Genomic DNA, 24,061 nt, shown 5'->3' with positions numbered 1-24,061 from the left:
GAAAGCCTCCGGCTCCTGGACCCCGGCCTTCGCCGGGGAACAGCCCGGTCGGACTCCCAGCTAATTATTAGCCGACACTAATTGTTCGCCGGGCGTGCGGGCTCGGCCTGAAGCGCCCTCGCGTTCGCCGCGCCCTCGGCGCTCAGGAAGGGCTGGAGACGCGCGAAGGACATGGTGAAATCCTCCTCGCAGGCCTGCACGACGTGCGGCAGCGAGGGGGAGAAGGTGATCCCCTGGCGGGTGAGGCCGATGTTCCAATAGTCCGAATCCCGGACCACCTCCTCGCATTCGCTCGCCTCCGCTCGCCAGCCGGCGAGGATCGCCGCGCGCAGCGCCGGGGTCAGCGTCTTGCTTTCCTCGCCCGTCCCGCGCGGCCCCTCGCGCCGGACCGCGCGCGCGTTCAGCCAGTCGTAGAGATCGGCTTCCCGCCCGCTTTCCAGATCGAACAGGCGGTAGGTGTTGCTCGAATCCGGATGGGCCCCGCCGCAAAAGCCGTCCCAATGGTGGGACACGCTCAGCCAGCGGCGCGACACCATCGCCGGGGCGAGAATCTCCGCGAAGCTACCCTCGAACCCGCCGTCGGAAAGCGAATCCTGGATGCATCCCAGCCATTCCGGCGGGTCGCCGGCGAAGCCGCGGGCGAGCGCGGCGTTGATCTGGCGGATCGCCGCGCCGTCGCCGTCCAGCGCGAAGCTTTCGACCGTGACGTCGAAGCGCCCGCCATGGTCGAGCGCAAGCTTGGTGTAGACCACGCCCTCGGCGGAGGCGCGGGTGCGGGCGACATGCACGCCTTCGAGGCGCGGCTGGTGAAAGGCCATGCTGCCGCACGGGCTGTCCTCGCCCTCCTGCCGGGCGACTCGCCGCAGCCGCACCGGCAGCGTTCGCGCCCCTCCGGTCCAGCGTCCGGCCAGCCGGTCGCCCGCGGCGTTCTCGATCAGCCAGCGAGGCTGGGCGGCGAGCCCTCCATTGCCTTCGTAAAAGGCGCTCGCGCTTCCCTCCACCTCGTTCAGCGCGATCAGCTGGCGCCTGGAAAGATAATAATAAGCGCCGAACGTATAGCTTTCCCGCCCGGTGAAGCAGGCGCGGACCGGCAGGTCGCCGATCGTCCCTTCCCACACGCCGGGAAGCCCCGCGGGCGCCGCTGCGGCGGCGGCTGCGAGAGTGAGCAGCGGGGCGATCACGCGGCCGAGTCCTTGTCCGGCCCGGCGCCGAAGATCGTGTCCCGGGCGATGGTGAGCTCGTGCATCGCTCCCGCCATCGACGAGCCCCAGACGAAGTGGACTCCGATCATCAGCGCGTCGCGGCGAAGCGGGTGGCGGGTCGCGGGCTTGAGCACCGCCAGCGCCGGGATCCAGCCCATATAGCTCGCCAGCCAGACGCCGCCGCCGGCGAGCGCACCGCCGAGCTTGCCAAGGCGCGGGTTGGCGGCGGCGATCAGAGCGCCGCAGCCCGCGCCATAGGCGAAGTGCGCGGCGAGCGTGAGGTCGGGGGAGATTGCCGCGGGCGGCGCCAGGGCCTGGTCGACAATCTCGCGCGGCGGGAGCGGGTAGCGTTCCTTGGCAGGAAGCTTCGCGTGGAGCCGCTTCATCGCCGAGGTCATCGCCATCGTCGCGACGAAGCCGGCGATGCCGCCGATCACCAGCCGCGAGCCGAGCCCGATCGCTGCCTTCTGCTTGCCCATTCCCGCCTCATAGCGGGGAGGCGGGCGCCCGCAAAAGCTAAAGCTCGACGCCGCTGGCGATCGCCTCCAGCTTCTTCAGCCGTTCGCGCACCGACGCCAGCTCGATCCGGGTCCCGATCTCCTCGGTCTCCGCCGGGTCGTCGCCTTTCGCCGCCAGCTCGAGCCGCTTGAGGTCGAGCCAGCCGCGCCAGGCGCGGCCGGCGGCGATGCAGACCATCGCTGCGATCCCAAGCGAAGTGGCGGCAAGAATGAAGGTCGAATCCATCACATATCATCCCACCTGGCGGGGATGACGGCCCTGCGCCGCCCATCCCCTTCTCTTTCGACAGAACGCCCGCTGGCTTCGACGAAGGCCATGATCGGTCTTGCTTTTCTACTCGTAGCGAAGCGCGAGGATCGGGTTGGCCCGCGCCACCTTGAAGGCGTGGCCGGCAATGGTCCCGATGGCGATGACCAGCGCGAGCAGGCCGGCGAGCAGGAACGGAGTCGGCCCGAGGTCGATTCGCGCGTCGAACGTGTTCAGCCAGCTGCGCATCGCCCACCAGGCCACCGGCCAGGCGATCAGGTTGGCGATGATCACCGGCTTCGAGAATTGCCAGGCGAGCAGGCGGATGATGTCGCGGGTGCGCGCGCCGAGCACCTTGCGGATCCCGATCTCCTTCGTCCTGCGCTCGGCGGTGAAGGCGGCAAGGCCGAACAGGCCGAGGCAGGCGACGATCACGGCGAGGATCGCGAAGCCGGCGAACACCTTCGCCCGCGCCTGCTCGATCGTGTAGAGCTCGGCGATCTTGTCCTCGCTGAACACGCCGTCATAGGGCACGTCCGGAGCGAGCCTCTTCCACGCCTCCTCGACGTTGCGCCGGGCGCCGGCCGGGTCGCGCGCATCGTAGCGGACGAGCAGGGTTCCGGCGAAGGTGCGGTCGAGCCGGAACAGGATCGGATCGATCGGCTCTCGGATCGAGCGGAAGCGCGAATCCCGAACGACCCCGATGATGTGGGTCGGAACCAGCCCGATCTCCTCCTCGAAATAACTGACCCCCACCGTCTTGCCGACCGCGTCCGCGGGGTTGCGGAATCCCATGCGGTGGGCGGCGAGCTCGTTGATGACGACGTTGATTCCGCGCGCGGCCATTGCCCGCTGCTGCTCGGGAGTCGAGGGGTAGGGCATGGTCGAATCGTCGCCGGGGCGGTTTTCGTCGAACATGCGTCCGGCGACGAGCTGGATGCCCATCGTCGGCATGAACCCGACGTCGACCGAGTAATTGCCGATATTCGCCGGTTCCGGCTGGCCGGGCACCTGCACTCCGGTATTGTTGTTGTTGTCGGTGGCGACTCCGATTCCGGAGCGGCCGACCGAGATGACGCCCGGAACGTGAGACATCTCCTCGGCGATCGAATCGGCCCGCGTCTCCAGCTGGCGGCGGCCGAGATTCTCGATCTGGATCAGGCCGTCGCGGTGGTAGCCGGGATCGACCGTTCGGGCGTAGACGGTCTGCGCGTAGACCACGGCGGTGCAGATGATCAGGCCGATCGACACCGCGAACTGGGCGACGACGAGCACGTTCCTGAGGATCCCCGAGCCCTGCGCCTCGGCCGAAGACTTGTTGGCTTTGAGGACCACGGCCGGCTGGAAGCGGCTGAGGTAGAAGGCCGGATAGACTCCGCCCGCCGCTCCGACGAGGAGGGTCAGCACCACGATCGGCAGCAGCATGCCGTCCCAGCCGAAATAGTGCATTGCGAGATCGGCATCGAGGAAGTGGGAGAGCGGCGGCAGAAGCAGCTCGACCAGCGCCAGCGCGAGGACCATGGCGATCGCCGCGATCAGCACGGATTCGGCGAGGAACTGGGTGATCAGCTGCTGGCGGTTGGCGCCGAGCACCTTGCGCAGCGCCACCTCGCGGGCGCGCTGACTGGCCCGCGCGGTTGCGAGGTTGGTGAAGTTGACGCAGGCCATGCCGAGGATGAGGAAGGCGATGATCGTGAAGGTGACGATCGTCTGCCGGTCGTTGCCCGGCTTCATCGTTCCGTCCTGGGCGATGCCGAGGTGGACGTCGCGGACGTTGACGAGGCGCCAATCCTCCTCGTCGCCGTCATTGTAGCGCAGCTGGCCGAAATTCTGGGTCGGGATGTTGCGCCGCTCCCAGGCTGGAAGCTGGGCCTGGATCGCCGCCGGATCGGCGCCGGGGCGCAGGGTGAAATAGACCCAGCCCGACTGGCATCCCCAGCAGGTCATGAATTGCGGATTGTCGGCGAACCAGCGGTTGAAATCGATCCGGGCGACGATGGTGAAGCGCACATGGCTGTTGCGCGGAAGATCGCGGGCGACTCCGGTGACCCGATAATCGATCGTGTAGCCGCGCGAGATCATCGTCAGGGTCCGGCCGAGCACGTTCTCGGTGCCGAAGACCCGGCGCGCCTCGCTCTGCGTCAGGACGACCGAATTGGTCTGCGCCAGCGCGGTGCGGGGATCGCCTTGGGCGAGCGGAAACTGGAGCACGTCGAAAAACAGATTGTCCACGAGCAGCGCATTCTCGGTGGGAAGAACGTCGCTGGCGCGCTTGATCACCGGCTCGGCGCCGAGCGCGTAGACCATCCTGTCGACCTGCGGGAAATCGGCCTTCAGCCGCTGTCCGGAGACGTAGGCGGCCATCTGCAGATCGCCTTCCTCGCCGGTCTGCTTGGACTTGTAGTGGGTCTGGAACTGGTAAGTGTTCTCCGCATTGGGGAGCCACTCGTCGTAGCTCGTCTCATAGCGGACGTAGAGGAGCAGCATCAGGCAGGCGGCGAGGCCGATCGCTAGGCCGAAGATGTTGATGAAGGCGTAGGTCCTGTTCTTGATCAGGGCCCTCACGCCGACCGTCATGTAATTGCGCCACATTGGCTCGTGTCCTCTTTCCAATACCTCTCCCCTCCGGGGAGAGGGAAGAGCCGCGTTAGCGGCGACGGGAGAGGGGGTGTCGTAGTCCTGCCCCTCTCCCCGACCCTCTCCCCAAGAGGGGAGAGGAAGGTTGTTCACGCCGCCCTTCGGTGCTCGACCAGGATCCGCCCGTCGAGCATGTTGACCACCCGGCCGGCATAATCGGCGTGGCTCGGCGAGTGGGTGACCATGACGATGGTCGAGCCCTCGGCGTTCAATGCCTGGAGCATCTTCATCACCTCCTCGCCATGGGCGGTGTCGAGGTTGCCGGTCGGCTCGTCGGCGAGGATCAGCTTGGGCGCGGCGACAAGGGCCCGGGCGACGGCGACGCGCTGCTGCTGTCCGCCGGAGAGTTGCGACGGGCGGTGCTTGGCGCGGTGGGCGATACCCACCTTGTCCATCACCTCGTCGACCCGGCTGCGCCGCTCCGCCGCGGGGACATTGTGGTAGAGCAAAGCGAGCTCGATATTCTCGCGGACGGAAAGCTCGTCGACGAGATTGAACGACTGGAAGATGAAGCCGATGTTTCGCTTGCGGAAGTCCGCGAGCTTGGATTCGGAAAGGCCGGCGACCTCGGTGCCGTTGAAGATGTAGGAGCCGCTGGTCGGCGAATCGAGCATCCCGATCACGTTCAGCAGGGTCGATTTGCCGCAGCCCGACGGCCCCATGATCGCGACGAACTCGCCGTCCGCGACGTCGAGGAAGATGCCGTCGAGGGCGGTCGTCTCCACCGTGTCGGTGCGGTAGACCCGCGAGACTTCACGCATGTTCAGCATGTTCGATTCCCTTCATTGCCCACTGATCGAGAGGCGATCCCGCTCGACGAAACCCGTATAAGGCGAGGTGATGACCCGCTCGCCGGGATCGAGCCCTTCGAGCACCTCGATGAAATCGTTGTTGCGCCGGCCCAGGCGGACGTTGCGGCGTACGGCCGAGCCGCCGTCGGGCGCGACGACGAATACCCAGGCGCCGCCGGTGTCGTTGTAGAAGCTGCCGTTGGGGATCATCCGCGCCTGGCTCGGAGCGCCGAGGACGAGGCGGACCTGGATGGTCTGGCCGCGCTGCAGGTCGGCGGGCTCCGCGCCGACGAACTGGAGGTCGATCTCGAACGCGCCGTTGCGCACCTGCGGATAGATTTTGCTGACCCGCATCCGGTAGTGGCGGCCGGCGACCTCGCCGTCGGCGACCTGGTTTACGGCGACCCGGCCGAGATAGAATTCGTCGACCTGGGCGCGAAGCTTGTTGTGGCCGGCGCTGTCGATCTGGCCGAGCCGCTCGCCGCGCTGGAGCGACTGGCCGATCTGGATGTTGAACGAGGTCAGCTGCCCGGCGACCGGAGCGCGCAGGTTGAGCGCGTCGAGGCTTTCGCGGGCGATTTCGAGGCTCTGGTTCATGGCGCTGGTCGAGGAGCGCAATTCGGCCAGCTGGCTCGATTGCAGCCGCTCGTCCTCGCTCTGCTGGCGGCGCACCACTTCGGAGCGGTGGCGGTTCGCCTCATAAGTGTCGCGGCTGTCGGCGAACTGGCGGCCGGAGACGAAGCCGCGCGCCGCGAGCGGGCGCTGCATCTCGTATTGCCGCCGCGCCGTCCCGGTGGCGAGATCGGCCTCGATCCGGGCGCGCTCGTTGGCGAGCCGGGTCTGGTTCAGCGCCAGCTCCTGGCTGCGCATCGAGTTGAGCTGCTGGGTGACCTCGGTCTGGCGGGCGAGAACGTTCAGCTGCAGCTCCGGATTGGTGAGCACGGCGAGCAGCTGGCCCTGCTGAACCATCGTTCCGTCCTCGACGACGACGCGCTCGACCCGCCCGCCCTCGACCGCGTCGAGGAAGACGGTGAGCAGCGGTTCGACCCGCGCGCGAAGCGGCAGGAAATCGTCGAACCGCCCCTGCGTCACAGTCGAGATCGTGAGCCGCGCGGCGGGGACGGTCTGGCTGTTGGCGCTTGGCGAGAACCAGTAGAAGAGGGCGAGTAGCAGGATCGCGGCAACTACGCCCAGAGCGATCTTGGCCTTGGTCGGCAGGCCCTTCTTGACGACGACGCGGTCCATCTGGCCGCCGCTGACGGGCGCTTCATTTTTCGGCATGCGTACGACGCTCATTGATTTCGGCGGTGCTGGCAAGGCTGGGTGGCGGAAGACTGTCCGGAACCGGACATCGCCTGTCCGCCACCGCACACCTTGGCGCGCTTACGCAAGCGGCACCGAGGCGATGAGGGTCAGCACCCCCGTCGCGACGAACCCGAAGGCGAATGCGAACGCTTCGAACTTGTCCATCTTCCTGTCTCCCTGAACTCGGATGAGCCCCTGTGCCGGAAAGGGAGCATGAGCCGTGCCAACCGCCGAAAGCGGCAGAAATCCGCCATTTTCCCGAAATAGGGGTTCGCCCCGATGGCGGCCGGGGCGTTCGCGGGCGGACACTGGCACGATATTTGATTGTCCGTTATCGAACACAGGGAGGGCTCCCCGGTGACCGACCAGACGAAGCGCTTCCGGCGCTGCATCATCATCGACGACGATCCGGACATCCTCCTGTCCGCGCGCCTGTTGCTGCGCGATCTCTTCGCCGACGTCGCCGCATTCCAGGATCCGAACGAGGCGCTCGCCGCGATGGAGCGCGAGCTTCCGGACGTGATCCTCCTCGACGCCAATTTCGGCCGCGGCGCGACCAACGCGGCGGAGGGCTTCCACTGGCTGTCCGAGATCCTCGCGCGCGATCCGCACGCGGTGGTGGTGATGATCACCGCCCATGCGGGGATCGGAGTCGCGGTGGACGCGATGAAGCGCGGCGCGACCGACTTCGTCTCCAAGCCCTGGTCGAACGAGCGGTTGCTCGCCACGGTGCGCACTGCCGCGGCTCTGCGAACCTCGCGCGAGGAGGCGGTGACCGAGCGCAGGCGCACCGCGGCCGTGGTCGCTCCCGCCGCCGGCGGCGAGGCGCCTCTGCTCGGCAACTCGCCGGCCATGGCCAGGGTCTGGTCGCTGATCGAGCGGGCCGGGCCGACCGACGCCAACGTCCTCATCCTCGGCGAGAACGGCACCGGCAAGGAGCTGGTCGCGCGCGAGCTTCACCGCCGCTCGCGCCGCTGCGATCACCTGCTGGTCTCGGTCGATCTGGGCGCGGTCGCCGAGAATTTGTTCGAAAGCGAGCTGTTCGGCCATGTGAAGGGCGCCTTCACCGACGCCCGCGCCGACCGGATCGGGCGGATGCAGGCGGCCGACAAGGGGACATTGTTCCTCGACGAGATCGGCAATCTCCCGCTCCACCTCCAGCCCAAGCTCTTGACCGCTCTGGAGCAGCGCCAGGTGGTCCCCGTCGGCGCCAACAAGCCGGTGCCGATCGACGTTCGGGTCATCGCCGCGACCAATTGCCCGCCGGAGCAGCTCGCCAGCGAGAGCCGCTTCCGTCAGGACCTGCTGTTCCGGCTCAACACGGTCGAGATCGACCTGCCCCCCTTGCGCGAGCGGCGCGAGGACATCGCAGAGCTCGCCGGGCACTTCATCGGCCAATATGCGAAGAAATACGGCAAGCCCTCGCGCGATCTGCCCGCCGACGTCGCCGCCGCTCTGGAAGCTTATGATTGGCCCGGAAACGTCCGCGCGCTTCGCCACGCCTGCGAGCGGGCCGTGATCCTTTCCGACGGCGAGGCCTTCTCCAGGGAGGATTTCTCGCTCTCGCGGGGCCTCGCCCCGTCGCGCTCCGCGCCGGTCCCGGCGCCGGTCGCCCCGCCGCGCGACGATCTCAACCTCGACCGCGCCGAAAAGCAGCTGGTCGAGGAAGCGCTGAAGAAGCACAGCTACAATATCAGCCTCGCCGCAGCCGAGCTCGGCCTCACCCGAGCCTCGCTCTACCGGCGGATGGAGAAGCATGGGTTGTGACCCGCTGGACGCTCCCTGATCCTCCCCTGCATTTGCAGGGGAGGGGGACCGCACGAAGTGCGGTGGAGGGGGTTCTTTCACCGCAAGAGGCCCCCCCACCATCCTGCGCATGGTCCCCCTCCCCTCGAAATCGAGGGGAGGATTTGAGCGCATGACCATCTTCGGCCAGCGCTTCGTTCTCGGGCTGATGTGGCGGCTGGCGCTGCTCGTCGTCACCGCGTTCGTCTTCGCCGCCGCTTTGGGGCGGCCGGATCTCGGCGCTGCGCGGCTCGTTGCCGCTGCCTTCGTCGCGGGCGCTGCGGCCCTGCTCTGGCGCCACGTCCAGCGCACCAACATGGAGCTTTCCCGCTTCATCGATGCGGTGAAGTTCGGCGATTTCAGCCAGGGCTTCTCGCATCGCGGCCAGGGCAGCGGCTTTCGCGAGCTTTCCGGAACGCTCGACGAGGCGATCCGGAAGCTTCGCGACGAGCGCCACAAATTGATCGACGCCAACCGCTTCTACGAGGCGGTGCTCGACGATGCGCCGACCGCCCTTCTCACGGTCGACGCGGAGGGCAAGGTCGAGCTCGCCAACAAGGCCGCGCGGCGCCTCCTCATTCGCCACAAGGGCGTCCGCGTCGAGGATTTCCGCGAATATGGCGATGCCTTCGCCAGGGCGCTCGCCGGCGGAGCGGTCGGCCGGCCGCGGCTCGTTCCGCTGCTCAGCGACGGCGTTCCGCAGACGATGCTGGTCGGCGCGGCGATCGTCCACCGCTTGGGCGGGCTGGTCCGGGTCGTCGCCGTCCAGCCCATCCAGGGCGAGCTGAACGCGATCGAGATCGCCGCCCAGTCGGATCTGATCCGGGTCCTCACCCACGAGATCATGAACTCGATGACTCCGGTCACCAGCCTCGCCCACAGCGCGCTCGACCTGATGCGCACGGCCGATCGCGGGGAGGACGCCGCGGTCTCCGATGCCCGGACCGCGGTCGAGACCCTGGCCCGCCGCGCCGACGGGGTGATGCACTTCGTCGAAAGCTACCGCCAGATCAGCCGGGCGCCCGAAATCCGGATGCGCGCGATCGACGTCGCCGCCTGGGGCCGCGAGCTCGAGGCGCTGTTCCGCGCCAGCGACCGCGCCCAGGGAATCGGCCTCACCCTGACGATCGACGAGACTCTCACCCTCGATGCCGATCCCGACCTGATGAGCCAGGTGCTGATCAACCTGATCCGCAACGCCGCCCAAGCCGCGCGCGCCCACAGCGAAGAGCCGCATGTCTGGATCGGCTTCGAGCGCACCCGATCGGAGAAGGTGCAGATCGAGGTGGCCGACAACGGCCCCGGAGTCCCCGAAGGCCTCAGGCAGGACATCTTCCTTCCCTTCTTCACCACCCGGCAGGAAGGGACCGGAGTCGGCCTAAGCCTCGCCCGCCAGGTCGTCCTCGCCCACCGCGGCTCGATCAGCGTGGCGGACCGTCCGGGGGGCGGCGCGCTGTTCAGGATCGTGATTTGACCTCTTCCTCGTCATTGCGAGGAGCGCAGCGACGAAGCAATCCAGAGGGCGGACGTGCCGTGCTGGATTGCTTCGCTACGCTCGCAATGACGGCTTGGCCGCAATCCGCCCCGCAACCTTCACCGCCTGCGTCCGAATATCCGGCACCGCCACGCTCTCCCAGAAGGTGCCTCGGGTCAGCGGGCCGATCACATAGAGATCGTCGGCGCTGGCGCCGTCCGCGCCGACCGCCCGGCAATCGAGATCGACCTCGACTCCGACCTTGAGCGGATCCGGCCGGATCCGGCCCGCGGCGAGCAGGTTCAGAAGAAGCGGCTCGCCCGAGCGGACGATATCGAGCTCGGGCCCGGTGCAATTGACGATCCTGGCAACCCGCATCGCCTCCACCGCGTCGCTGCCTCGCGCCCGGAACCGCACCAGTGCATGATCCTCCTCGCGCTCGATCGAGACGATCCGGCCGGCGGCCACCGAAAGCCGCGCCGCGCTCTGCATCGTCTCGAGCGTCTCGCCGACCGCGGGGGCGATCTTGTGGCGGTGGACGTCCCACCAGGCGCGCAGGTGACGAAGGAAGCGGCTTTTCTCCCCCTCGCTCGCCGCCACCCACAAATCCTGGGTCACGGTGCGAAGCTCGTGAACCGCGCTTCGCCAGCCGACCTCCGCACTACGCCTGCGCACCCGCCGAAGCATCTTGGTGCAAGACGGCTCCAGCGCCTCGACCGGCGCCACCACCGGCTCGCGCGGGCCGTGGGCGCGGGGCGCGAGGCCGCGGCGCGACAAGGCCACGATTCGCCCCGGAAAGCCGAGCGCCTCCAGCGTCAGCGCGACATCGACTGCGGTCAATCCGGTGCCCAGCAGCAGGACGATGTCGCCTTCGCCGAGGCCTTCGGCGATGCCCTCGGCCCACGGATCGGCGACCCACAGCGGCCCGAGCGCTTCCGGATCGATCCCCGGCGGAGTCGCCGGCTTGAAATTGCCCGGGGCGAGCACGTATCGGTCGGCGGGGATCCGCCTGCCGTCGGCGAGGATCGCCGCGCCCTCCGCGATGTCGACGGCCTCTCCTTCGATCGTCGGAATTTCCGCCTCGTAGAGCAGGCCGGCGATATAGTCGCCGTAGATCATCCGAGGCGCGAAATCCTCGTCGGTCCCGCCGGCCCTTTCGGCATACCATCGGCTGAAATGGTCGAGATCGCCGGCCAGCGCGCTCATCCGCCGGGCGGGGACGTTGAGCAGATGCTCGGCCCGCCGGGTCGAATAAGCGACGCCCCTGCCCGGGATCATCGCCCGCTCGATCAGCACGACGTCCGAAAGGCCTGCGGCCTTGAGGTGAAGCGCCTGGAGCGCGCCCGCGGCCCCGCCGCCGACGATCGCCACCGCGGTCACGCGGTCTCCCGCTCGCCGGCCGCCTCGATCGCCACCGGATCGGCGAGGCTGAGCCCGTCGAGGATCCGCGCGGTCTCGTCGCGCACCTTCAGCATCGCCCGGTGGAGCCGGCACTTGTCCTCCGAGATGCAGTTCTTGCACTGCTCGTAGGCGAGCCGGCTGGCGCAGGGCAAAAGGCCGAGCGAGCCGCGAGTCAGCCGAACGATCTCGCCATAGGTGATCTCGGCCGGCGGGCGGGCAAGCCAATAGCCGCCCTCGCGCCCGCGCATCGTCTCGATCAGGCCGGCGCGGCGCATCTGCGAGAGGATGACGGTGAGGAACTTGGGCGGCAAATTCTGCGCCTGGGCGATCTCGCCGAGCTGCACCGGCCCCTCCCCGTAGCGGTCGGCCAGGTGGAGGAGCGCCCGGATTGTGTACCGCGTGCGTTGAGAAAGCATCGCCTCCCAATGGACCCCCCGGCCCCGAATCGCAACCGGAGGAAAATCAAAGGTGAACCGCGGATAACGAGGCGTTCAGCATGCCGCCAAGCGCCGGCTGGCAAAGGCACCGCGAGCCCGGTTGGCGTCCCTTAGCGCCCCGGGCTCACCTCCATTCTTTCTCACCGATTCCCTCGGGTCGCGTATCGAGGGAAGGGGCCGGCGTCGCGAGGCGCCGGCCCCAATTTCCGCCGCCTCGCCTCGGTTCGCGACTCGTCTCGTCGCAGCCGATTTATGCGACGAAACGAGGCTTTGCCGCGCATTTATCATATTGCATCCCATTGTAGATGAGGCACAATGGGTAGTGGCGCTTCACAGGGGGAAACGCTAAAGGTTGTGGGGATGCCCTGCCGCCGGTCCTTGGCCGCGGAGGGAGAGGCCGAGTCTCTGTGGATATCGGGGACAAGCCGAAATTAGCCCACCGCTCCCCTTCGGATTCGCCTAAGACGGGCGTTGAGCCTATATAGAACGAATTAGGAACGAGGGACTCGAAATGGATCTGTCCGGCAGCAGCGAGGTGAGCGCGAGCGACGTGGCGACGGTGGCGGAAGTGCCGCCGAAGAGAAAGGACGCGAAGGCGGCGACCGATTCGCGATCGATCAAGCCGCAGACGTTCGACGTCCAGATCGACCACGCGCGCGATTCGCTGCTGACCGATTTCGGCAAGGACACGCTTCAGGACCGCTATCTGCTCCCGGGCGAGAGCTTCCAGGACCTGTTCGTCCGGGTCGCCTCGGCTTACGCGGACGATGCCGCGCACGCCCAGCGGCTCTACGATTACATTTCGAAGCTGTGGTTCATGCCCGCTACCCCCGTGCTGTCGAACGGCGGCACCGGGCGGGGCCTTCCGATCTCCTGCTACCTCAACAGCGTCGACGACAGCCTCGAAGGGATTGTCGGCACCTGGAACGAGAATGTCTGGCTCGCCGCGCGCGGCGGCGGCATCGGCACCTATTGGGGCAATGTGCGCGGAATCGGCGAGGCGGTCGGCCTCAACGGCAAGACCAGCGGGATCATCCCGTTCGTGCGCGTCATGGACAGCCTCACGCTGGCGATCAGCCAGGGCTCGCTCCGCCGCGGCTCGGCCGCCTGCTATCTCGACATCTCGCACCCGGAGATCGAGGAGTTTCTCGAGATCAGGAAGCCGTCGGGCGATTTCAACCGCAAGGCGCTCAACCTCCACCACGGCGTGCTGATCACCGACGCCTTCATGGAGGCCGTGCGCGACGGGACCGAGTGGATCCTGCAAAGCCCCAAGGACGGCACCGAGCGCGGCAGCGTCGACGCCCGCGCCCTCTTCCAGAAGCTGGTCGAGACCCGCCTCGCGACCGGCGAGCCCTACATCATATTCATCGACCAGGTGAACCGCTCGATGCCCCGGCACCAGCGCGAGGTCGGCCTCAAGGTCACCACCTCGAACCTGTGCTCGGAGATCACCCTTCCCACCGGCAAGGACCAGCACGGCCAGGACCGCACCGCGGTCTGCTGCCTCTCCTCGCTCAACCTCGACACGTGGGACGAGTGGAACGGCGAGAAGATGTTCATCGAGGACGTGATGCGCTTCCTCGACAACGTGCTTCAGGACTATATCGACCGCGCGCCCGACGAGATGGCGCGGGCCAAGTACAGCGCGGCGCGCGAGCGCAGCGTCGGCCTCGGCGTGATGGGCTTCCACTCCTTCCTCCAGGCCCGCGGCCTGCCGTTCGAAGGGGCCATGGCCAAATCGTGGAACATGAAGATCTTCAAGCATATCCGCCAGCAGGTGGACGAGGCCTCGATGATGCTCGCCCAGGAGCGCGGGCCGTGCCCCGACGCGGCCGATCAGGGCGTGATGGAGCGCTTCAGCTGCAAGATGGCGATCGCTCCGACCGCCTCGATCTCGATCATCGCCGGCGGCACCTCGGCCTGCATCGAGCCGATCCCGGCCAACATCTACACCCACAAGACGCTGTCGGGCTCGACCTCGATCCGCAACCCGCACCTCGAGCGGCTGCTTTCCGAGAAGTCCAAGAACAGCGAGGGCATCTGGTCGACGATCCTCGAGCGCGGCGGATCGGTCCAGCACCTCGATTTCCTGAGCCAGGAAGAAAAGGACGTGTTCAAGACCAGCTTCGAGATCGACCAGCGCTGGCTGATCGAGCTCGCCGCGGACCGCACGCCCTATATCGACCAGGCCCAGTCGCTGAACCTGTTCATCCCGGCCGACGTCGACAAGTGGGACCTCTTGATGCTCCACTATCGCGCCTGGGAGCTCGGCATCAAAAGCCTCTATTATCTGCGCTCGAAGAGCGTCCAGCGCGCGGGCTTCGCCGGCGGAGTCGAGGCCGACAACACGCCCGAGCTTCGCGAGATCAACGTCGAGAGCACGGACTATGACGAGTGCCTGGCGTGCCAATGACCGGACCCCTCGGTGGGGGGAGCCGGCGGGAGGGCGCAGAGTCCTCCCGCCGGCTTGATCGCCATGCATAGCCTTCGCGCGCTCGCCCCGCTCGGCGTCCTGCCGCTGGCCGCCTGCGCGACCCAGAGCGCGGCCGCGGTCGCGCCGGGAGCGCCGGGCTTCCTGCTCGGCCTCTGGCACGGCTTCGTCTTCCCGGTCGCCTGGGTGATCAGCCTGTTCGTGCCCGAGGTCGCGGTTTATGCCGTGCCGAACGAGGGCGGCTGGTACGATTTCGGCTATTTCCTCGGCATCGCCGTGTTCGGAGTCGGCGCGCGCAAGAGCACCAAGGTGGTCTACCGCACCCGCACGGTCCGCGAGACGAGCGTCCCCGGCACCCACCGGATCATCCGCGAGGAGGAGCTATGAGCATCACCTTCGGCCACTTGCTCGCGATCGCCGCTCTTCTCGCCGGCCTTTACGGCCTGTGGCAGCTTTCGATCTGGCTTCGTCACCGCGGCTACGGCCGCGGCACGCCCCAATATGCGATGGGCCGCGACGGCCGCCGCTACGCGCTCGTCTCGCTCGCCTTCGCCTTGCTGTTCGCGGGCCTCTGCCTGACGCCGCTCTGCCGCGTGGCGCTGGGGGGCTCGTGAGGCTGAGGACGACGCCCCATCTCAAGCGCTCCACGCTGGCGCGCGCGCGAACGCTGAGGCGCGAGATGACCGAAGCGGAGCGGGTGTTGTGGAACGGCCTGCGCGAATGCTTTCGCCCGGCTTATTTCCGGCATCAGGTTCCGTTCGGGCCCTATTATGCGGATTTCGCCTCGCACGGCGCCAGGCTGGCGATCGAGGTCGACGGCGGCCAGCATTGCGAGGCGCTGGATTATGACGCCGCGCGCACCAAATTCCTGGAAGGCGAAGGCTATCGCGTGCTTCGCTTCTGGAACAACGAGGTGCTTGAGAATCTCGACGGCGTTCTAACCGTGATCGCCGCCGCAGCGCCTGAAAGCCTCTCCCCCCTTGTGGGGGAGAGGTTGGAGAGGGGGGTGCGGGGCAAAGCCCCGCGCGCGCCTCGCGGCGCGCACCCCCACCCCAGCCCTCCCCACAAGGGGGAGGGAGGAAATGACAACCTCCGGTTGGAGTCTGACTGATGCCCCTCCTTCAAGCCCGCAAGCAGTACAAGCCCTTCGAATATCCCTGGGCGTTCGATTTCTGGAAGCGCCAGCAGCAGATCCACTGGATGCCGGAGGAGGTGCCGCTCGGCGAGGATTGCCGCGATTGGGCGCAGAAGCTGACCGATCACGAGCGCAATCTGCTGACCCAGATCTTCCGCTTCTTCACCCAGGCGGACGTCGAGGTGCAGGATTGCTACCACGAGAAATACGGCCGCGTGTTCAAGCCGACCGAGATCAAGATGATGCTCGCCGCCTTCTCCAACATGGAGACGGTGCACATCGCCGCTTATTCGCACCTGCTCGACACGATCGGCATGCCCGAGAGCGAATATGGCATGTTCCTTCAATATAAGGAGATGAAGGACAAGCACGATTATCTCGCCACCTTCGGGGTCGACACCGACGAGGACATCGCCAAGACCCTGGCCATGTTCGGCGGCTTCACCGAGGGGCTCCAGCTCTTCGCCAGCTTCGCCATGCTGATGAACTTCCCGCGCTTCAACAAGATGAAGGGCATGGGCCAGATCGTCAGCTGGTCCGTGCGCGACGAGAGCCTCCACTGCGAGGGCATCACCCGCCTGTTCCACGCCTTCGTCAAGGAGCGCGATTGCCTGACCAAGTCGGTCCGCGACGACATCCTCGATGTCTGCCAGCGCACCGTCAGGCTCGAGGACGCGTTCATCGACCTGGCGTTCGAGCAGGGCCCGGTCCCCGGAATGACGCCCAAGGAGATCAAGAAATACATCCGCTACATCGCCGACTGGCGGCTCGGCCAATTGGGCTTCTCCCCGATCTACATGATCGACGAGCACCCCCTCCCCTGGCTCGCGCCGCTGCTGAACGGAGTCGAGCACGCCAATTTCTTCGAGCAGCGCGCGACGGAATATTCCAAGGCCGCGACAAGGGGCAATTGGGGCGAGGTCTGGGACAGCTTCGACAAGCGGCAGAACGCCAAGGCGGCGAACGACGGCGGGGGCGAGGTGGCGAAGGCGGATGGGGATGATATGTTCACGCGGGCCGGGGTGGCGGCGGAGTAAAAAGCCAGACGTTACCATGGCGGAAAACATTCAATTATGAGACACAAACTTTCGCGTCATCCACGACACTGAGCGCCACGCAGCATGCGAAAGATCATAAGCCGAGGGTCTTCAAAAGAGGCTGCGTTATTCTTTGACGAAGTTTTCCCGAATGATGTCTTGGTGTTTGCTCTCGCGCACGTGTCTAAAGGTGATGTGAGTGGTGATGGCTGCGTTCCTATGAATGCGGGCGCTCCAGATAAAGACGTTATTGCCAGTCTTTTACCTAAGGATAAAAAGGCTCAGAGGCGGGCCTACCGAGTCGGATTGCTAGAATCTGCGGCATTGATAATTGGGCTTTCAAAGAGCAACCCGCCTTCATCCCCAGAAGAGTTTGACACTTTGAATGAGCCAATCGCGGAGGCTATGAGGCGAGAGTTCAATTTTGATTTTTCATACAGTGCCATTTCAGCCGATGTTGATGGCTGGCTAACGCATCTTTCTAACCTTCAGGACGCAATCTTTCGACAGGCGGGATTTGGGAAAGCCCCGGAATGGGTCTCTGAGAGCTTTTTGGTTGAAAGCGATAGCTCCGACAACAGAAGCGATGAAGCACTTTTTGCGATGAGCTTGAGCAACTTGGCGTTGGTTGATTCGCAAAAACTGACTTGGGATCAGATCATTGAGTTTCGCAAAGATAATAAATCGAGATCTGCATTGAGAGATCTTCGGCTATTTTTTCAGGATGATCTCTCTGGAAAGAGTCCTGCCTATATTAGTGATAAATTGGGGCAACTTGTTGATCGGCAGGAAAAAGCCAGCAAACTTTGGGGATTTGAAACTACCCAGAAGACATTGTCTGTCGCGTTCACGAACCGCAGCATCCTTGCCACGTCTGCGGGGGGTATAGCGGCCGCTGTTGCTGGAGCTCCCCTGTCGGTGGCTGCCGCCGCGGCACTGGCAATTCCACTGGGCGGATGCGTCCTTGAGTTTTCCAAGGCTTGGATCGAGGCTAAGAAATCTCAGATCGAGAGACCGACAAAGTTTCTGACGCAACTAAAGAAACTCGGGATGAGCGCCAACCTAGGAGACTAGGCAATTCCGGGCATTTCGGTGACACTGCACTGATCCGGAGGCAAAGCGTGTCCCGCGCCCACAAGCACACCCTCGCTCCCACCGCCCTACCTCAAGCGCGTCTCGATCGACGAGGCGAAGGTGCCGAACGGCGCGCTCTATCCCTTCTGCCTGCCCTTGTTCCGCGATCCGGGCTTCGAGCTCGCCTTTGATCGAATTACGGAATTCCGGTGACAGCGCACTAATTTGCGCCCGTCGCCTCGAACTCTTCGCCGGCGAGATACAGCGTTTCAGCGCGCCCGCTGCTCAGCGAGAAAATGGTAACGCCGTGGCGCCCGTCTAAACGGGGCGGGGCGTCGCGCAGGCCGATGTCCGCCGCCTCGTCGAGTGGCACGCGCCGCAAGACATAGGTGTCGAGCTTTTCGGTCACGATCGCGGCCGCGACATAGGCCAGTTGCCGCTCCTGATTGAGCAGAATCCGAACCTCGTCGTCCCGGCCGTCGCCGTTCAAATCGGCAGTCAGTGAAAGGAGCCCGTCGGGCGCCGCTCGCCGCTGCGCCTGGCCCGGCGTCCCTTCGAAATCGGCCAGCCGCGCTTCGCGATACCCGATCGAAAGCAGGGCCGTTGGGGGGAAGGGGCCGGCAAGAGCAGCGGTGGAAGCAGCGCAAAGAGCTGTCAGGACAGGCAATATCGATCGCATGGGGCAAGCCTACACGCTGGCTCCTGCCATGCAATCGGCCGCACCGCTCCAGCGGCGATACAGCGGCATTCCCGCCCTCCGGTTCGTCCGCATCGTCCTCGTCATCGTCATCGGAATTACGGCGACAAAGCATTTTGACACCATCGCCTGAGACCCGTTTCCTCACCCGAGTCGGGCCGGATTTTGTAGGATTCGGATTCGCTAAATCCCTCAAAGAAAACAAAAACTTCCACGTTTTCATTTCCCGACAGCCCCCTGAATGAGATAAATGGTTCGCTCCTTTTCGCGACTCGAAGGAGCAATTCCCATGAAGCACGGTGCACGAGACTGGACCCCCGAGGAGTACGACGCCTGGGCCGCGGCGAGCGGCCGCGAGGAGGCGGTGGCCGAGGCCGCGGACGAGGAGGGCGGGCCGCGCCTCTCGCTGGTGCCGCTGACCGAGCGGGAGGAAGCCTGGCCTACTGATTTATTACCTCCGGCGCCCGCATCCGCCGTGGACAGCGAGCGCCACCACGAAGCGCCCGTCGAGCCGCCAATCCCCGCCACCCCCTTCGACGGAGTCCCGCTGGAGGACAGCCGCAAGCGCCTCGCCGGCTGGAGCGCCGAGCGGCAACGCCTGTTCCTCGTCACCCTCGCCGAGACCGGCTCGGTCCACCTCGCCGCCGCAGCCGCGCGTCTCACCGCGCGCTCGGCCTACCGCCTGCGCGCCCGCTCTCCCGCCTTCGCCGCGGGCTGGGACACGGCGGACCAGCTGGCGGTGGGGCGGCTCTCCGCCATCGCCTTCGATCGCGCCATCCATGGCCGCACCGAGCAGGTCTGGCAGGAGGGCAATCTGGTCGCCGAGAAGCGCGTGCCGAGCGACAAGCTGCTGATGTGGCTGCTCGCCCGCCTCGATCCACGCCGCTTCGCCGCCCCGTGGGAGCTTCGCAAGGGGGATTCCGGCGATCCTCAGGCCGAGGCGAGGGAGAGCTTTCCGGCTTTGCTCGACGCGCTCGGGGACGTGGTATCGGAGTAGAAGCGGAGGCCCCATGGCCAGTGCGAACATTGGGACCATTCGCGCCGGAGCGAGGCGCGCAGCGCAGCAGCGCGCCGGTCCCAAAGGGACGCGATCGGCCGGCCGACGGGCCGACGAAGCCGGACCCGATCGACGTCACGCCACGATGGTGGCGTGGCGGACCTTCCGGTCAATCACGGCAGCACAAAACCTAATTCCCGCCCTCCGGCTCATCCCCATCAGGCTCCGGGCGCGCCGGACCCGCAGGCGCCCCCGCGCACCCCTCGGCGCGCGTAACGACGCTCGGCGCCGGCCCCGGCCAGGTCTGCGCGGTTTCGGTCGAGCGGGTGCAGCCGGTCTCGTCCGTGTGGGAGCTGTAGGAATAAGCGGTCGCCGATCCGGCCGCCGCTCCCGCCCCCGGCCCGCCCACCCCGGCAAAGCCGGGTGCGCCCGAGTCGATGGAAAGCTCGCCCCACGCCGGGTCGCCGGTGAACGGCGCGCCGGGGGCGCCCATTCGGCGAAGCTCGGTCATCCGGCGCCGCATCGAATCGGCCACCCGCGCCGCCTCGCGCGGGTCGGCCGGCATGGTCGGCATTCCGAGCACCGGATCGGCGTCGAGGCTGCTCCACATCGGGTCCTCGAGCAATGGATCGAAGGCGAAGGCCCAGGCGGGGTCCATCGGCATCGGCGTTCCCGATACGCGCGGCGTGGCGACGTTCGGATAGGCGCGCTGAGCCTGCGCGGCGCCGCCGGCCAAAGCCAGCGAGGCGAAAGCGGCGGCGGGGAGAATGAAGCTGCGGGTCGGGCGCATGGCATGAGGCCTTTCGCGTCATGGGAACGACGGAGCACGAAGGACGAGGGCGCGCCGCAGGGAGCGGGTCCCATCCCCTGCCGGAAGCGTGCAGCCTCTGCCGGCCGGCGCAGTCTACGCCTTCGCGGCGATTGCGGGAAGTCCGGGGGAATCCGGAGAAGCACGGCCGATCGCGCTTTTTCTCCCCGGCGCCTCAGGCCGGGAACGGCATGATCGCACAAGCCGAAAGCCCCGCCATCGGCGGAGCCTCGGCCTGCGCGGCGGGAGCGCCGTCGCCTGGGCCTTTATCGGGAGAAGAGGGCGCCCCTCTCGGCAACCCTCGACATCCTCAACTTTTCAGCCTTCCGGGCAAGGTCGTCGCCGATGACAGGTGTCATCTTCGTCATCTTCGGCGCTTCGCCCGCGCCTCATTGCGGCGGGGCGACCACCACATATTGGCCGGCCTGCGATTGGTACCAGCTGCTTCCGCAATGATAATAGCTCGCGCCGCCGACCATCACCGCCGGCGGGCAGCCGCCCGGAAGGGCGCGGACCAGGGCGCCGAAGGCCATGGCGTTGCGCACCGGACGGCGGTCGATGTCGCCGTCGCCGTAACGGTAGTTGCCGTTGCCGTTCGCGTTGACGTTGACGTTGCGGTTCACGTTGACGTTGGTGTTGTTCACATTGGTGTTGCGGTTGGTGTTCCGGTTCGCGTTCGTCGTGCTGCGGCTGGCGTTGGTGTTGCGGTTCGCATTGGTGTTGCGGTTGGCGGTGTTGGCGCTTCGGCCGGCAGTGCTCGCGCTGCGGCCGCCGCCGCCGCGTTGCTTGGCGATCGAGTCGGCCTTGGCGAGGCCGGCGGCGGCGGGCGCCGAGGCGAAGGCGAGGGCGCCGGCGAGGGCCAGCAGCGGCAAAGCGTGGGATACTCTCATGGCACGACTCCTCGAAGGCGGGTTGCGGTCGGCGCACTGGTGGGCGCGCAGGCCGGCGCGGCCTATCGGGTGATGTGCTTAGGGTGGCGCAAGGGTTTGCCCCTAAGCCCCGGGCGGGGCTCAGAACGGGATCCTGAAGGTGAACATGATTCGGTTGGCGACGGCGCCCCGGTCGAGCACGACGGTCTCGGCGTCGAGCGACGCGACGGTGCCGCCGCCGATCCCCCTCTGCGCCCGGAGCGGCCCCTGGGGGGGGAAGATCCGATCCCATTCGGCCATCGGATAGTCGCCGGCCGCGCGGCGGCCGCAGACGACGATCGCGCTGCCGTCGCCCCGGTCGCAGGGCCGAAGGGTGATCGGACCGCCGACGTCGTAATGGGGCCGCTCGACATTCGCGAGATCGAAGTCGATCGGCGCTGCCCCGGCCTGCGGGGCAGGCGGGGACGCCGCCTGGAGCGCCAGCCAGAATGCAACCGCCATATGCGCCTCTCCTCGAGCCGCCTCCTCAGTCGCTCCGCAATCGGGCGAAGTTATGGCGGCGGCGGACCTTGTGCGCCGCCGCTCCGGCGGGCATCCTCCAAGGGTTCACGGGAAGGGGAGAATCGCCATGTCGGAGGAGAACGTCGCTTTGGTCCGCGGCATCTACGACGCGTTCGCGGCCGGCAACGTGGCCGGCGTGGTCGGCCGGATGAACCCGGACATCGAGTGGAACGAGGCCGAGAACTTCCCCTATGCCGACAACAATCCTTATCGCGGGCCCGAGGCGATCCTCTCCGGCGTGTTCGCCCGGCTCGGCACCGAATGGGACGGCTTCGCCGCTCTGCCCGAGGAATATCTCGACGCCGGGGATACGGTCGTCGTCCTCGGCCGCTACCGGGGCGCCCACCGCGCCACCGGCCGCGCACTCGACGCACAGCTCGCCCATGTCTGGCGGATCGAGGACGGCAAGGTCGCGCGCTTCCAGCAATATACCGACACGCTCGCCGCCGCGCGGGCGACGGGGCGGGCCTGAATTCCTTTGCGGCAGCCAGGCTCTCGCGAATGGCGTCACTGTTGTTCTCGAGGCCGGGAACCCCCCGCAACGACACCGATCATTTCGATATTTTGCGCCGTCGATTAATCGTGCTCGCGCCCGTCAGCCCCGACATAGAGCTCGCCTCCGGTTTCCCTGAACACCTTGCTCATCTCGGCCATGCCGGCCTCGGCTTCCGCCTCCGGGAGGGGGGTCGCCGCGAGGAACGAGTCCGCCGACTGGTTCTGCTTCGCCGCGAAGTCGCGCACCTCCTGCGTGATCTTCATCGAGCAGAATTTGGGGCCGCACATTGAGCAGAAGTGGGCGGTCTTGGCGCCTTCGGCGGGGAGGGTCTGGTCGTGATATTGTTCGGCGGTGTCCGGGTCCAAGGACAAATGGAACTGGTCGCGCCAGCGGAATTCGAACCTTGCCCTCGAGAGCGCGTCGTCGCGCATCCTTGCCGCCGGGTGGCCTTTCGCCAAATCGGCCGCGTGGGCGGCGAGCTTGTAGGTGACGACGCCCACCTTGACGTCGTCGCGGTCGGGGAGGCCGAGGTGCTCCTTGGGGGTGACGTAGCAGAGCATCGCCGTGCCGAACCAGCCGATCATCGCGGCGCCGATGGCGCTGGTGATGTGGTCGTAGCCCGGCGCGATGTCGGTGGTGAGGGGCCCCAATGTGTAGAAGGGCGCCTCGCCGCAGGCCTCGAGCTGCTTGTCCATGTTCGCCTTGATCTTGTGCATCGGCACGTGGCCGGGGCCTTCGATCATCACCTGGACGTCGTGCTTCCAGGCGATCTGGGTGAGCTCGCCCAGCGTGGCGAGCTCGGCGAACTGGGCTTCGTCGTTGGCGTCGGCGATCGAGCCGGGACGCAGGCCGTCGCCGAGGCTGAAGGCGATGTCGTAGGCCTTCATGATCTCGCAAATCTCTTCGAAACGCGTGTAGAGGAAGCTCTCCTTGTGGTGGGAGAGGCACCATTTCGCCATGATCGAGCCGCCGCGGCTGACGATGCCGGTGACGCGCTTCGCCGTCATCGGGATGTAGGGGAGGCGGACTCCGGCGTGGATGGTGAAATAGTCGACGCCCTGCTCGGCCTGCTCGATCAATGTGTCGCGGTAGATTTCCCAGGTGAGGTCCTCAGCGACCCCGCCGACCTTTTCGAGCGCCTGGTAGATGGGGACGGTGCCGATCGGGACGGGGCTGTTGCGGATGATCCATTCGCGCGTGTCGTGGATGTTGCGGCCTGTGGAGAGGTCCATGACCGTGTCGGCGCCCCAGCGGATCGACCAGACCATCTTGTCGACCTCGGCCGCGACGTCGCTCGCGACGGCGCTGTTGCCGATATTGGCGTTGATCTTGACCAGGAAGTTGCGGCCGATCGCCATCGGTTCGCTCTCCGGGTGGTTGATGTTGGAGGGGATGATCGCGCGGCCCCGGGCGACCTCGTCGCGGACGAATTCGGGGGTGACGTAGTCGGGGATGCTCGCCCCAAAGTCTTGGCCGTCGCGGGCCTGCGCGGCGAGTTGCTCGCGGCCCAGATTCTCGCGGACCGCGACATATTCCATCTCCGGCGTGATGATGCCTTTGCGGGCGTAGTGCATCTGGCTGACGTTGGCGCCGGGGCGGGCCCGCAGGACTTTGCGGCGGATGTTGGGGAAGGGCTGGACTCCGCCCGAGCGGTCGGGGCCGAGTTGGCCGTTGTCCTCCGGGCGGACCTCGCGCTGGTCGACCTCCTCGACGTCGCCTCGGCCGCGGATCCAGTCGCGGCGAAGCTCGGGGAGGCCGGCCATGATGTCGATCCGCGCTTCGGGGTCGGTATAGGGGCCGGAGCAATCGTAGACGCGCAGGGGCGGCTCGCCCGAGGACGACTCGAGGTCGATCTCGCGCATCGCCACCTTGAGCGGGCCGACGTGAATCTTGCGGCTCCCGCGGATCGGGCCGCTGGTGACCTTGAGTTCGGTGCGGGCAGGGGCGTCGGCCATTGTCACTCTCCTATGCGGAGGGAATACGGCCCTTCGACGTCGCTCAGGGGCGCTCCCTCCCTACGCCGGTGTCAGCCGGATCAGGTTCAGCGGGTCGCGCGGTTCGCCGCGCCTCTCAACCGCCCATCAGCGGTCCCCCGGGGAAGGCCTTGCTCTAGCCCGTCGGGGCGGCGGGGGAAAGGGGGCCGCCCGCGGCCACCG

At 66.8% G+C, this 24,061-nt stretch carries 23 protein-coding genes and 1 riboswitch; of the genes, 9 read left to right on the top strand and 14 right to left on the bottom strand.

Going from position 1 to position 24,061, the window contains the following annotated elements; genetic code table 11:
* Positions 1 to 77: 77 nt before the first annotated feature.
* The 7 genes from E6G92_11090 to E6G92_11060 form a co-directional block, all read right to left on the bottom strand.
* A complete protein-coding gene (locus E6G92_11090; GenBank protein ID TMJ20263.1) occupies positions 78 to 1,181 on the bottom strand; it encodes a hypothetical protein in 1,104 nt (367 codons plus the stop codon).
* The gene (locus E6G92_11085; GenBank protein TMJ20262.1) at positions 1,178 to 1,681 is read right to left on the bottom strand and encodes a hypothetical protein; all 504 of its coding nucleotides are present in this window, start codon (positions 1,679 to 1,681) and stop codon (positions 1,178 to 1,180) included. The genes E6G92_11090 and E6G92_11085 overlap by 4 nt, the downstream gene beginning before the upstream one ends.
* A 37-nt stretch (positions 1,682 to 1,718) precedes the next feature.
* Positions 1,719 to 1,946, bottom strand: a complete 228-nt coding sequence (locus E6G92_11080; protein ID TMJ20261.1) for a hypothetical protein — start codon at positions 1,944 to 1,946, stop codon at positions 1,719 to 1,721.
* A 108-nt stretch (positions 1,947 to 2,054) separates the two neighbouring features.
* Positions 2,055 to 4,559 carry an FtsX-like permease family protein gene (locus E6G92_11075; protein TMJ20260.1) on the bottom strand — a complete coding sequence of 835 codons (2,505 nt, stop codon included), beginning with the start codon at positions 4,557 to 4,559 and terminating at the stop codon, positions 2,055 to 2,057.
* A 134-nt stretch (positions 4,560 to 4,693) separates the two neighbouring features.
* Complete coding sequence (locus E6G92_11070; protein TMJ20259.1) at positions 4,694 to 5,374, bottom strand: ABC transporter ATP-binding protein; 681 nt, start codon at positions 5,372 to 5,374, stop codon at positions 4,694 to 4,696.
* 12 nt (positions 5,375 to 5,386) lie between these two features.
* Positions 5,387 to 6,691, bottom strand: coding sequence for an HlyD family efflux transporter periplasmic adaptor subunit (locus tag E6G92_11065; protein ID TMJ20258.1), 1,305 nt, complete (start codon positions 6,689 to 6,691; stop codon positions 5,387 to 5,389).
* Positions 6,692 to 6,778: 87 nt separating this feature from the next.
* Positions 6,779 to 7,009, bottom strand: a complete 231-nt coding sequence (locus E6G92_11060) for a hypothetical protein (GenBank protein ID TMJ20257.1) — start codon at positions 7,007 to 7,009, stop codon at positions 6,779 to 6,781.
* 48 nt (positions 7,010 to 7,057) lie between these two features.
* Between E6G92_11060 and E6G92_11055 the strand changes: the two genes are divergently transcribed.
* Both E6G92_11055 and E6G92_11050 read left to right on the top strand, forming a co-directional pair.
* Positions 7,058 to 8,467, top strand: a complete 1,410-nt coding sequence (locus tag E6G92_11055; GenBank protein ID TMJ20256.1) for a sigma-54-dependent Fis family transcriptional regulator — start codon at positions 7,058 to 7,060, stop codon at positions 8,465 to 8,467.
* Positions 8,468 to 8,618: 151 nt separating this feature from the next.
* The gene (locus E6G92_11050) at positions 8,619 to 9,959 is read left to right on the top strand and encodes a sensor histidine kinase (protein ID TMJ20255.1); all 1,341 of its coding nucleotides are present in this window, start codon (positions 8,619 to 8,621) and stop codon (positions 9,957 to 9,959) included.
* A gap of 75 nt (positions 9,960 to 10,034) precedes the next feature.
* Here the strand turns inward: E6G92_11050 and E6G92_11045 are convergent, their stop codons facing one another.
* Together E6G92_11045 and E6G92_11040 are read right to left on the bottom strand one after the other, a co-directional pair.
* Positions 10,035 to 11,339, bottom strand: coding sequence for an FAD-dependent oxidoreductase (locus E6G92_11045; GenBank protein TMJ20254.1), 1,305 nt, complete (start codon positions 11,337 to 11,339; stop codon positions 10,035 to 10,037).
* Positions 11,336 to 11,776 carry an Rrf2 family transcriptional regulator gene (locus tag E6G92_11040; GenBank protein ID TMJ20253.1) on the bottom strand — a complete coding sequence of 147 codons (441 nt, stop codon included), beginning with the start codon at positions 11,774 to 11,776 and terminating at the stop codon, positions 11,336 to 11,338. Before E6G92_11040 ends, E6G92_11045 begins: the two co-directional genes overlap by 4 nt.
* A gap of 532 nt (positions 11,777 to 12,308) precedes the next feature.
* Between E6G92_11040 and E6G92_11035 the strand changes: the two genes are divergently transcribed.
* The 5 genes from E6G92_11035 to E6G92_11015 all read left to right on the top strand — a co-directional run bounded on the left by E6G92_11035 (position 12,309) and on the right by E6G92_11015 (position 17,477).
* Entirely contained in the window at positions 12,309 to 14,213 is a 1,905-nt protein-coding gene (locus E6G92_11035; protein TMJ20252.1) for a ribonucleoside-diphosphate reductase subunit alpha, read from the top strand.
* A 57-nt stretch (positions 14,214 to 14,270) separates the two neighbouring features.
* On the top strand, positions 14,271 to 14,618 hold the full coding sequence (locus E6G92_11030; GenBank protein TMJ20803.1) for a hypothetical protein: 348 nt from the start codon (positions 14,271 to 14,273) through the stop codon (positions 14,616 to 14,618).
* Positions 14,452 to 15,342, top strand: coding sequence for an endonuclease domain-containing protein (locus E6G92_11025; protein ID TMJ20802.1), 891 nt, complete (start codon positions 14,452 to 14,454; stop codon positions 15,340 to 15,342). Before E6G92_11030 ends, E6G92_11025 begins: the two co-directional genes overlap by 167 nt.
* Positions 15,342 to 16,403: a ribonucleotide-diphosphate reductase subunit beta gene (locus tag E6G92_11020; GenBank protein TMJ20251.1), complete on the top strand. Its 1,062-nt coding sequence runs from the start codon at positions 15,342 to 15,344 to the stop codon at positions 16,401 to 16,403. The genes E6G92_11025 and E6G92_11020 overlap by 1 nt, the downstream gene beginning before the upstream one ends.
* An 84-nt stretch (positions 16,404 to 16,487) precedes the next feature.
* On the top strand, positions 16,488 to 17,477 hold the full coding sequence (locus tag E6G92_11015) for a hypothetical protein (protein ID TMJ20250.1): 990 nt from the start codon (positions 16,488 to 16,490) through the stop codon (positions 17,475 to 17,477).
* A 220-nt stretch (positions 17,478 to 17,697) separates the two neighbouring features.
* Here E6G92_11015 and E6G92_11010 read toward each other — a convergent pair whose 3' ends face one another.
* Positions 17,698 to 18,156, bottom strand: a complete 459-nt coding sequence (locus E6G92_11010; GenBank protein ID TMJ20249.1) for a hypothetical protein — start codon at positions 18,154 to 18,156, stop codon at positions 17,698 to 17,700.
* Between the two features lie 307 nt (positions 18,157 to 18,463).
* On the opposite strand from E6G92_11010, the gene E6G92_11005 reads away from it, so the two are divergent.
* Complete coding sequence (locus E6G92_11005; protein TMJ20248.1) at positions 18,464 to 19,171, top strand: hypothetical protein; 708 nt, start codon at positions 18,464 to 18,466, stop codon at positions 19,169 to 19,171.
* A gap of 190 nt (positions 19,172 to 19,361) precedes the next feature.
* Here the strand turns inward: E6G92_11005 and E6G92_11000 are convergent, their stop codons facing one another.
* The 3 genes from E6G92_11000 to E6G92_10990 all read right to left on the bottom strand — a co-directional run bounded on the left by E6G92_11000 (position 19,362) and on the right by E6G92_10990 (position 21,349).
* Positions 19,362 to 19,961, bottom strand: coding sequence for a hypothetical protein (locus tag E6G92_11000; GenBank protein TMJ20247.1), 600 nt, complete (start codon positions 19,959 to 19,961; stop codon positions 19,362 to 19,364).
* Between the two features lie 407 nt (positions 19,962 to 20,368).
* Entirely contained in the window at positions 20,369 to 20,869 is a 501-nt protein-coding gene (locus E6G92_10995) for a hypothetical protein (protein TMJ20246.1), read from the bottom strand.
* A gap of 120 nt (positions 20,870 to 20,989) precedes the next feature.
* Complete coding sequence (locus E6G92_10990) at positions 20,990 to 21,349, bottom strand: hypothetical protein (GenBank protein TMJ20245.1); 360 nt, start codon at positions 21,347 to 21,349, stop codon at positions 20,990 to 20,992.
* A gap of 127 nt (positions 21,350 to 21,476) precedes the next feature.
* On the opposite strand from E6G92_10990, the gene E6G92_10985 reads away from it, so the two are divergent.
* Positions 21,477 to 21,881, top strand: coding sequence for a nuclear transport factor 2 family protein (locus E6G92_10985; protein TMJ20244.1), 405 nt, complete (start codon positions 21,477 to 21,479; stop codon positions 21,879 to 21,881).
* Between the two features lie 104 nt (positions 21,882 to 21,985).
* On the opposite strand, the gene thiC is transcribed toward E6G92_10985, so the two are convergent.
* Positions 21,986 to 23,860, bottom strand: coding sequence for a phosphomethylpyrimidine synthase ThiC (thiC, locus tag E6G92_10980; protein TMJ20243.1), 1,875 nt, complete (start codon positions 23,858 to 23,860; stop codon positions 21,986 to 21,988).
* 40 nt (positions 23,861 to 23,900) lie between these two features.
* A riboswitch (TPP riboswitch) is annotated at positions 23,901 to 24,010 on the bottom strand.
* Between the last annotated feature and the right edge of the window lie 51 nt (positions 24,011 to 24,061).

This window comes from Alphaproteobacteria bacterium (assembly GCA_005883305.1).
Taxonomy (GTDB): Bacteria; Pseudomonadota; Alphaproteobacteria; order Sphingomonadales; family Sphingomonadaceae; genus Allosphingosinicella.
This window is presented reverse-complemented; position numbering and strand designations above follow the sequence as displayed.

What these genes read in the sequence shown, in the direction of transcription:
- E6G92_11085 (TMJ20262.1), bottom strand. Translation starts at nt 1,681, where the DNA reads ATGGGCAAGCAGAAGGCAGCGATCGGGCTCGGCTCGCGGCTGGTGATC.
- E6G92_11070 (TMJ20259.1), bottom strand. Translation starts at nt 5,374, where the DNA reads ATGCTGAACATGCGTGAAGTCTCGCGGGTCTACCGCACCGACACGGTG.
- E6G92_11000 (TMJ20247.1), bottom strand. Translation starts at nt 19,961, where the DNA reads ATGCGCCCGACCCGCAGCTTCATTCTCCCCGCCGCCGCTTTCGCCTCG.
- E6G92_11025 (TMJ20802.1), top strand. Translation starts at nt 14,452, where the DNA reads ATGCCGTGCCGAACGAGGGCGGCTGGTACGATTTCGGCTATTTCCTCG.
- E6G92_11080 (TMJ20261.1), bottom strand. Translation starts at nt 1,946, where the DNA reads ATGGATTCGACCTTCATTCTTGCCGCCACTTCGCTTGGGATCGCAGCG.
- E6G92_11015 (TMJ20250.1), top strand. Translation starts at nt 16,488, where the DNA reads ATGCGAAAGATCATAAGCCGAGGGTCTTCAAAAGAGGCTGCGTTATTC.
- E6G92_11010 (TMJ20249.1), bottom strand. Translation starts at nt 18,156, where the DNA reads ATGCGATCGATATTGCCTGTCCTGACAGCTCTTTGCGCTGCTTCCACC.
- E6G92_11075 (TMJ20260.1), bottom strand. Translation starts at nt 4,559, where the DNA reads ATGTGGCGCAATTACATGACGGTCGGCGTGAGGGCCCTGATCAAGAAC.
- E6G92_11050 (TMJ20255.1), top strand. Translation starts at nt 8,619, where the DNA reads ATGACCATCTTCGGCCAGCGCTTCGTTCTCGGGCTGATGTGGCGGCTG.
- thiC (TMJ20243.1), bottom strand. Translation starts at nt 23,860, where the DNA reads ATGGCCGACGCCCCTGCCCGCACCGAACTCAAGGTCACCAGCGGCCCG.
- E6G92_11020 (TMJ20251.1), top strand. Translation starts at nt 15,342, where the DNA reads ATGCCCCTCCTTCAAGCCCGCAAGCAGTACAAGCCCTTCGAATATCCC.
- E6G92_10995 (TMJ20246.1), bottom strand. Translation starts at nt 20,869, where the DNA reads ATGAGAGTATCCCACGCTTTGCCGCTGCTGGCCCTCGCCGGCGCCCTC.
- E6G92_11035 (TMJ20252.1), top strand. Translation starts at nt 12,309, where the DNA reads ATGGATCTGTCCGGCAGCAGCGAGGTGAGCGCGAGCGACGTGGCGACG.
- E6G92_10985 (TMJ20244.1), top strand. Translation starts at nt 21,477, where the DNA reads ATGTCGGAGGAGAACGTCGCTTTGGTCCGCGGCATCTACGACGCGTTC.
- E6G92_11040 (TMJ20253.1), bottom strand. Translation starts at nt 11,776, where the DNA reads ATGCTTTCTCAACGCACGCGGTACACAATCCGGGCGCTCCTCCACCTG.
- E6G92_11005 (TMJ20248.1), top strand. Translation starts at nt 18,464, where the DNA reads ATGAAGCACGGTGCACGAGACTGGACCCCCGAGGAGTACGACGCCTGG.
- E6G92_10990 (TMJ20245.1), bottom strand. Translation starts at nt 21,349, where the DNA reads ATGGCGGTTGCATTCTGGCTGGCGCTCCAGGCGGCGTCCCCGCCTGCC.
- E6G92_11065 (TMJ20258.1), bottom strand. Translation starts at nt 6,691, where the DNA reads ATGAGCGTCGTACGCATGCCGAAAAATGAAGCGCCCGTCAGCGGCGGC.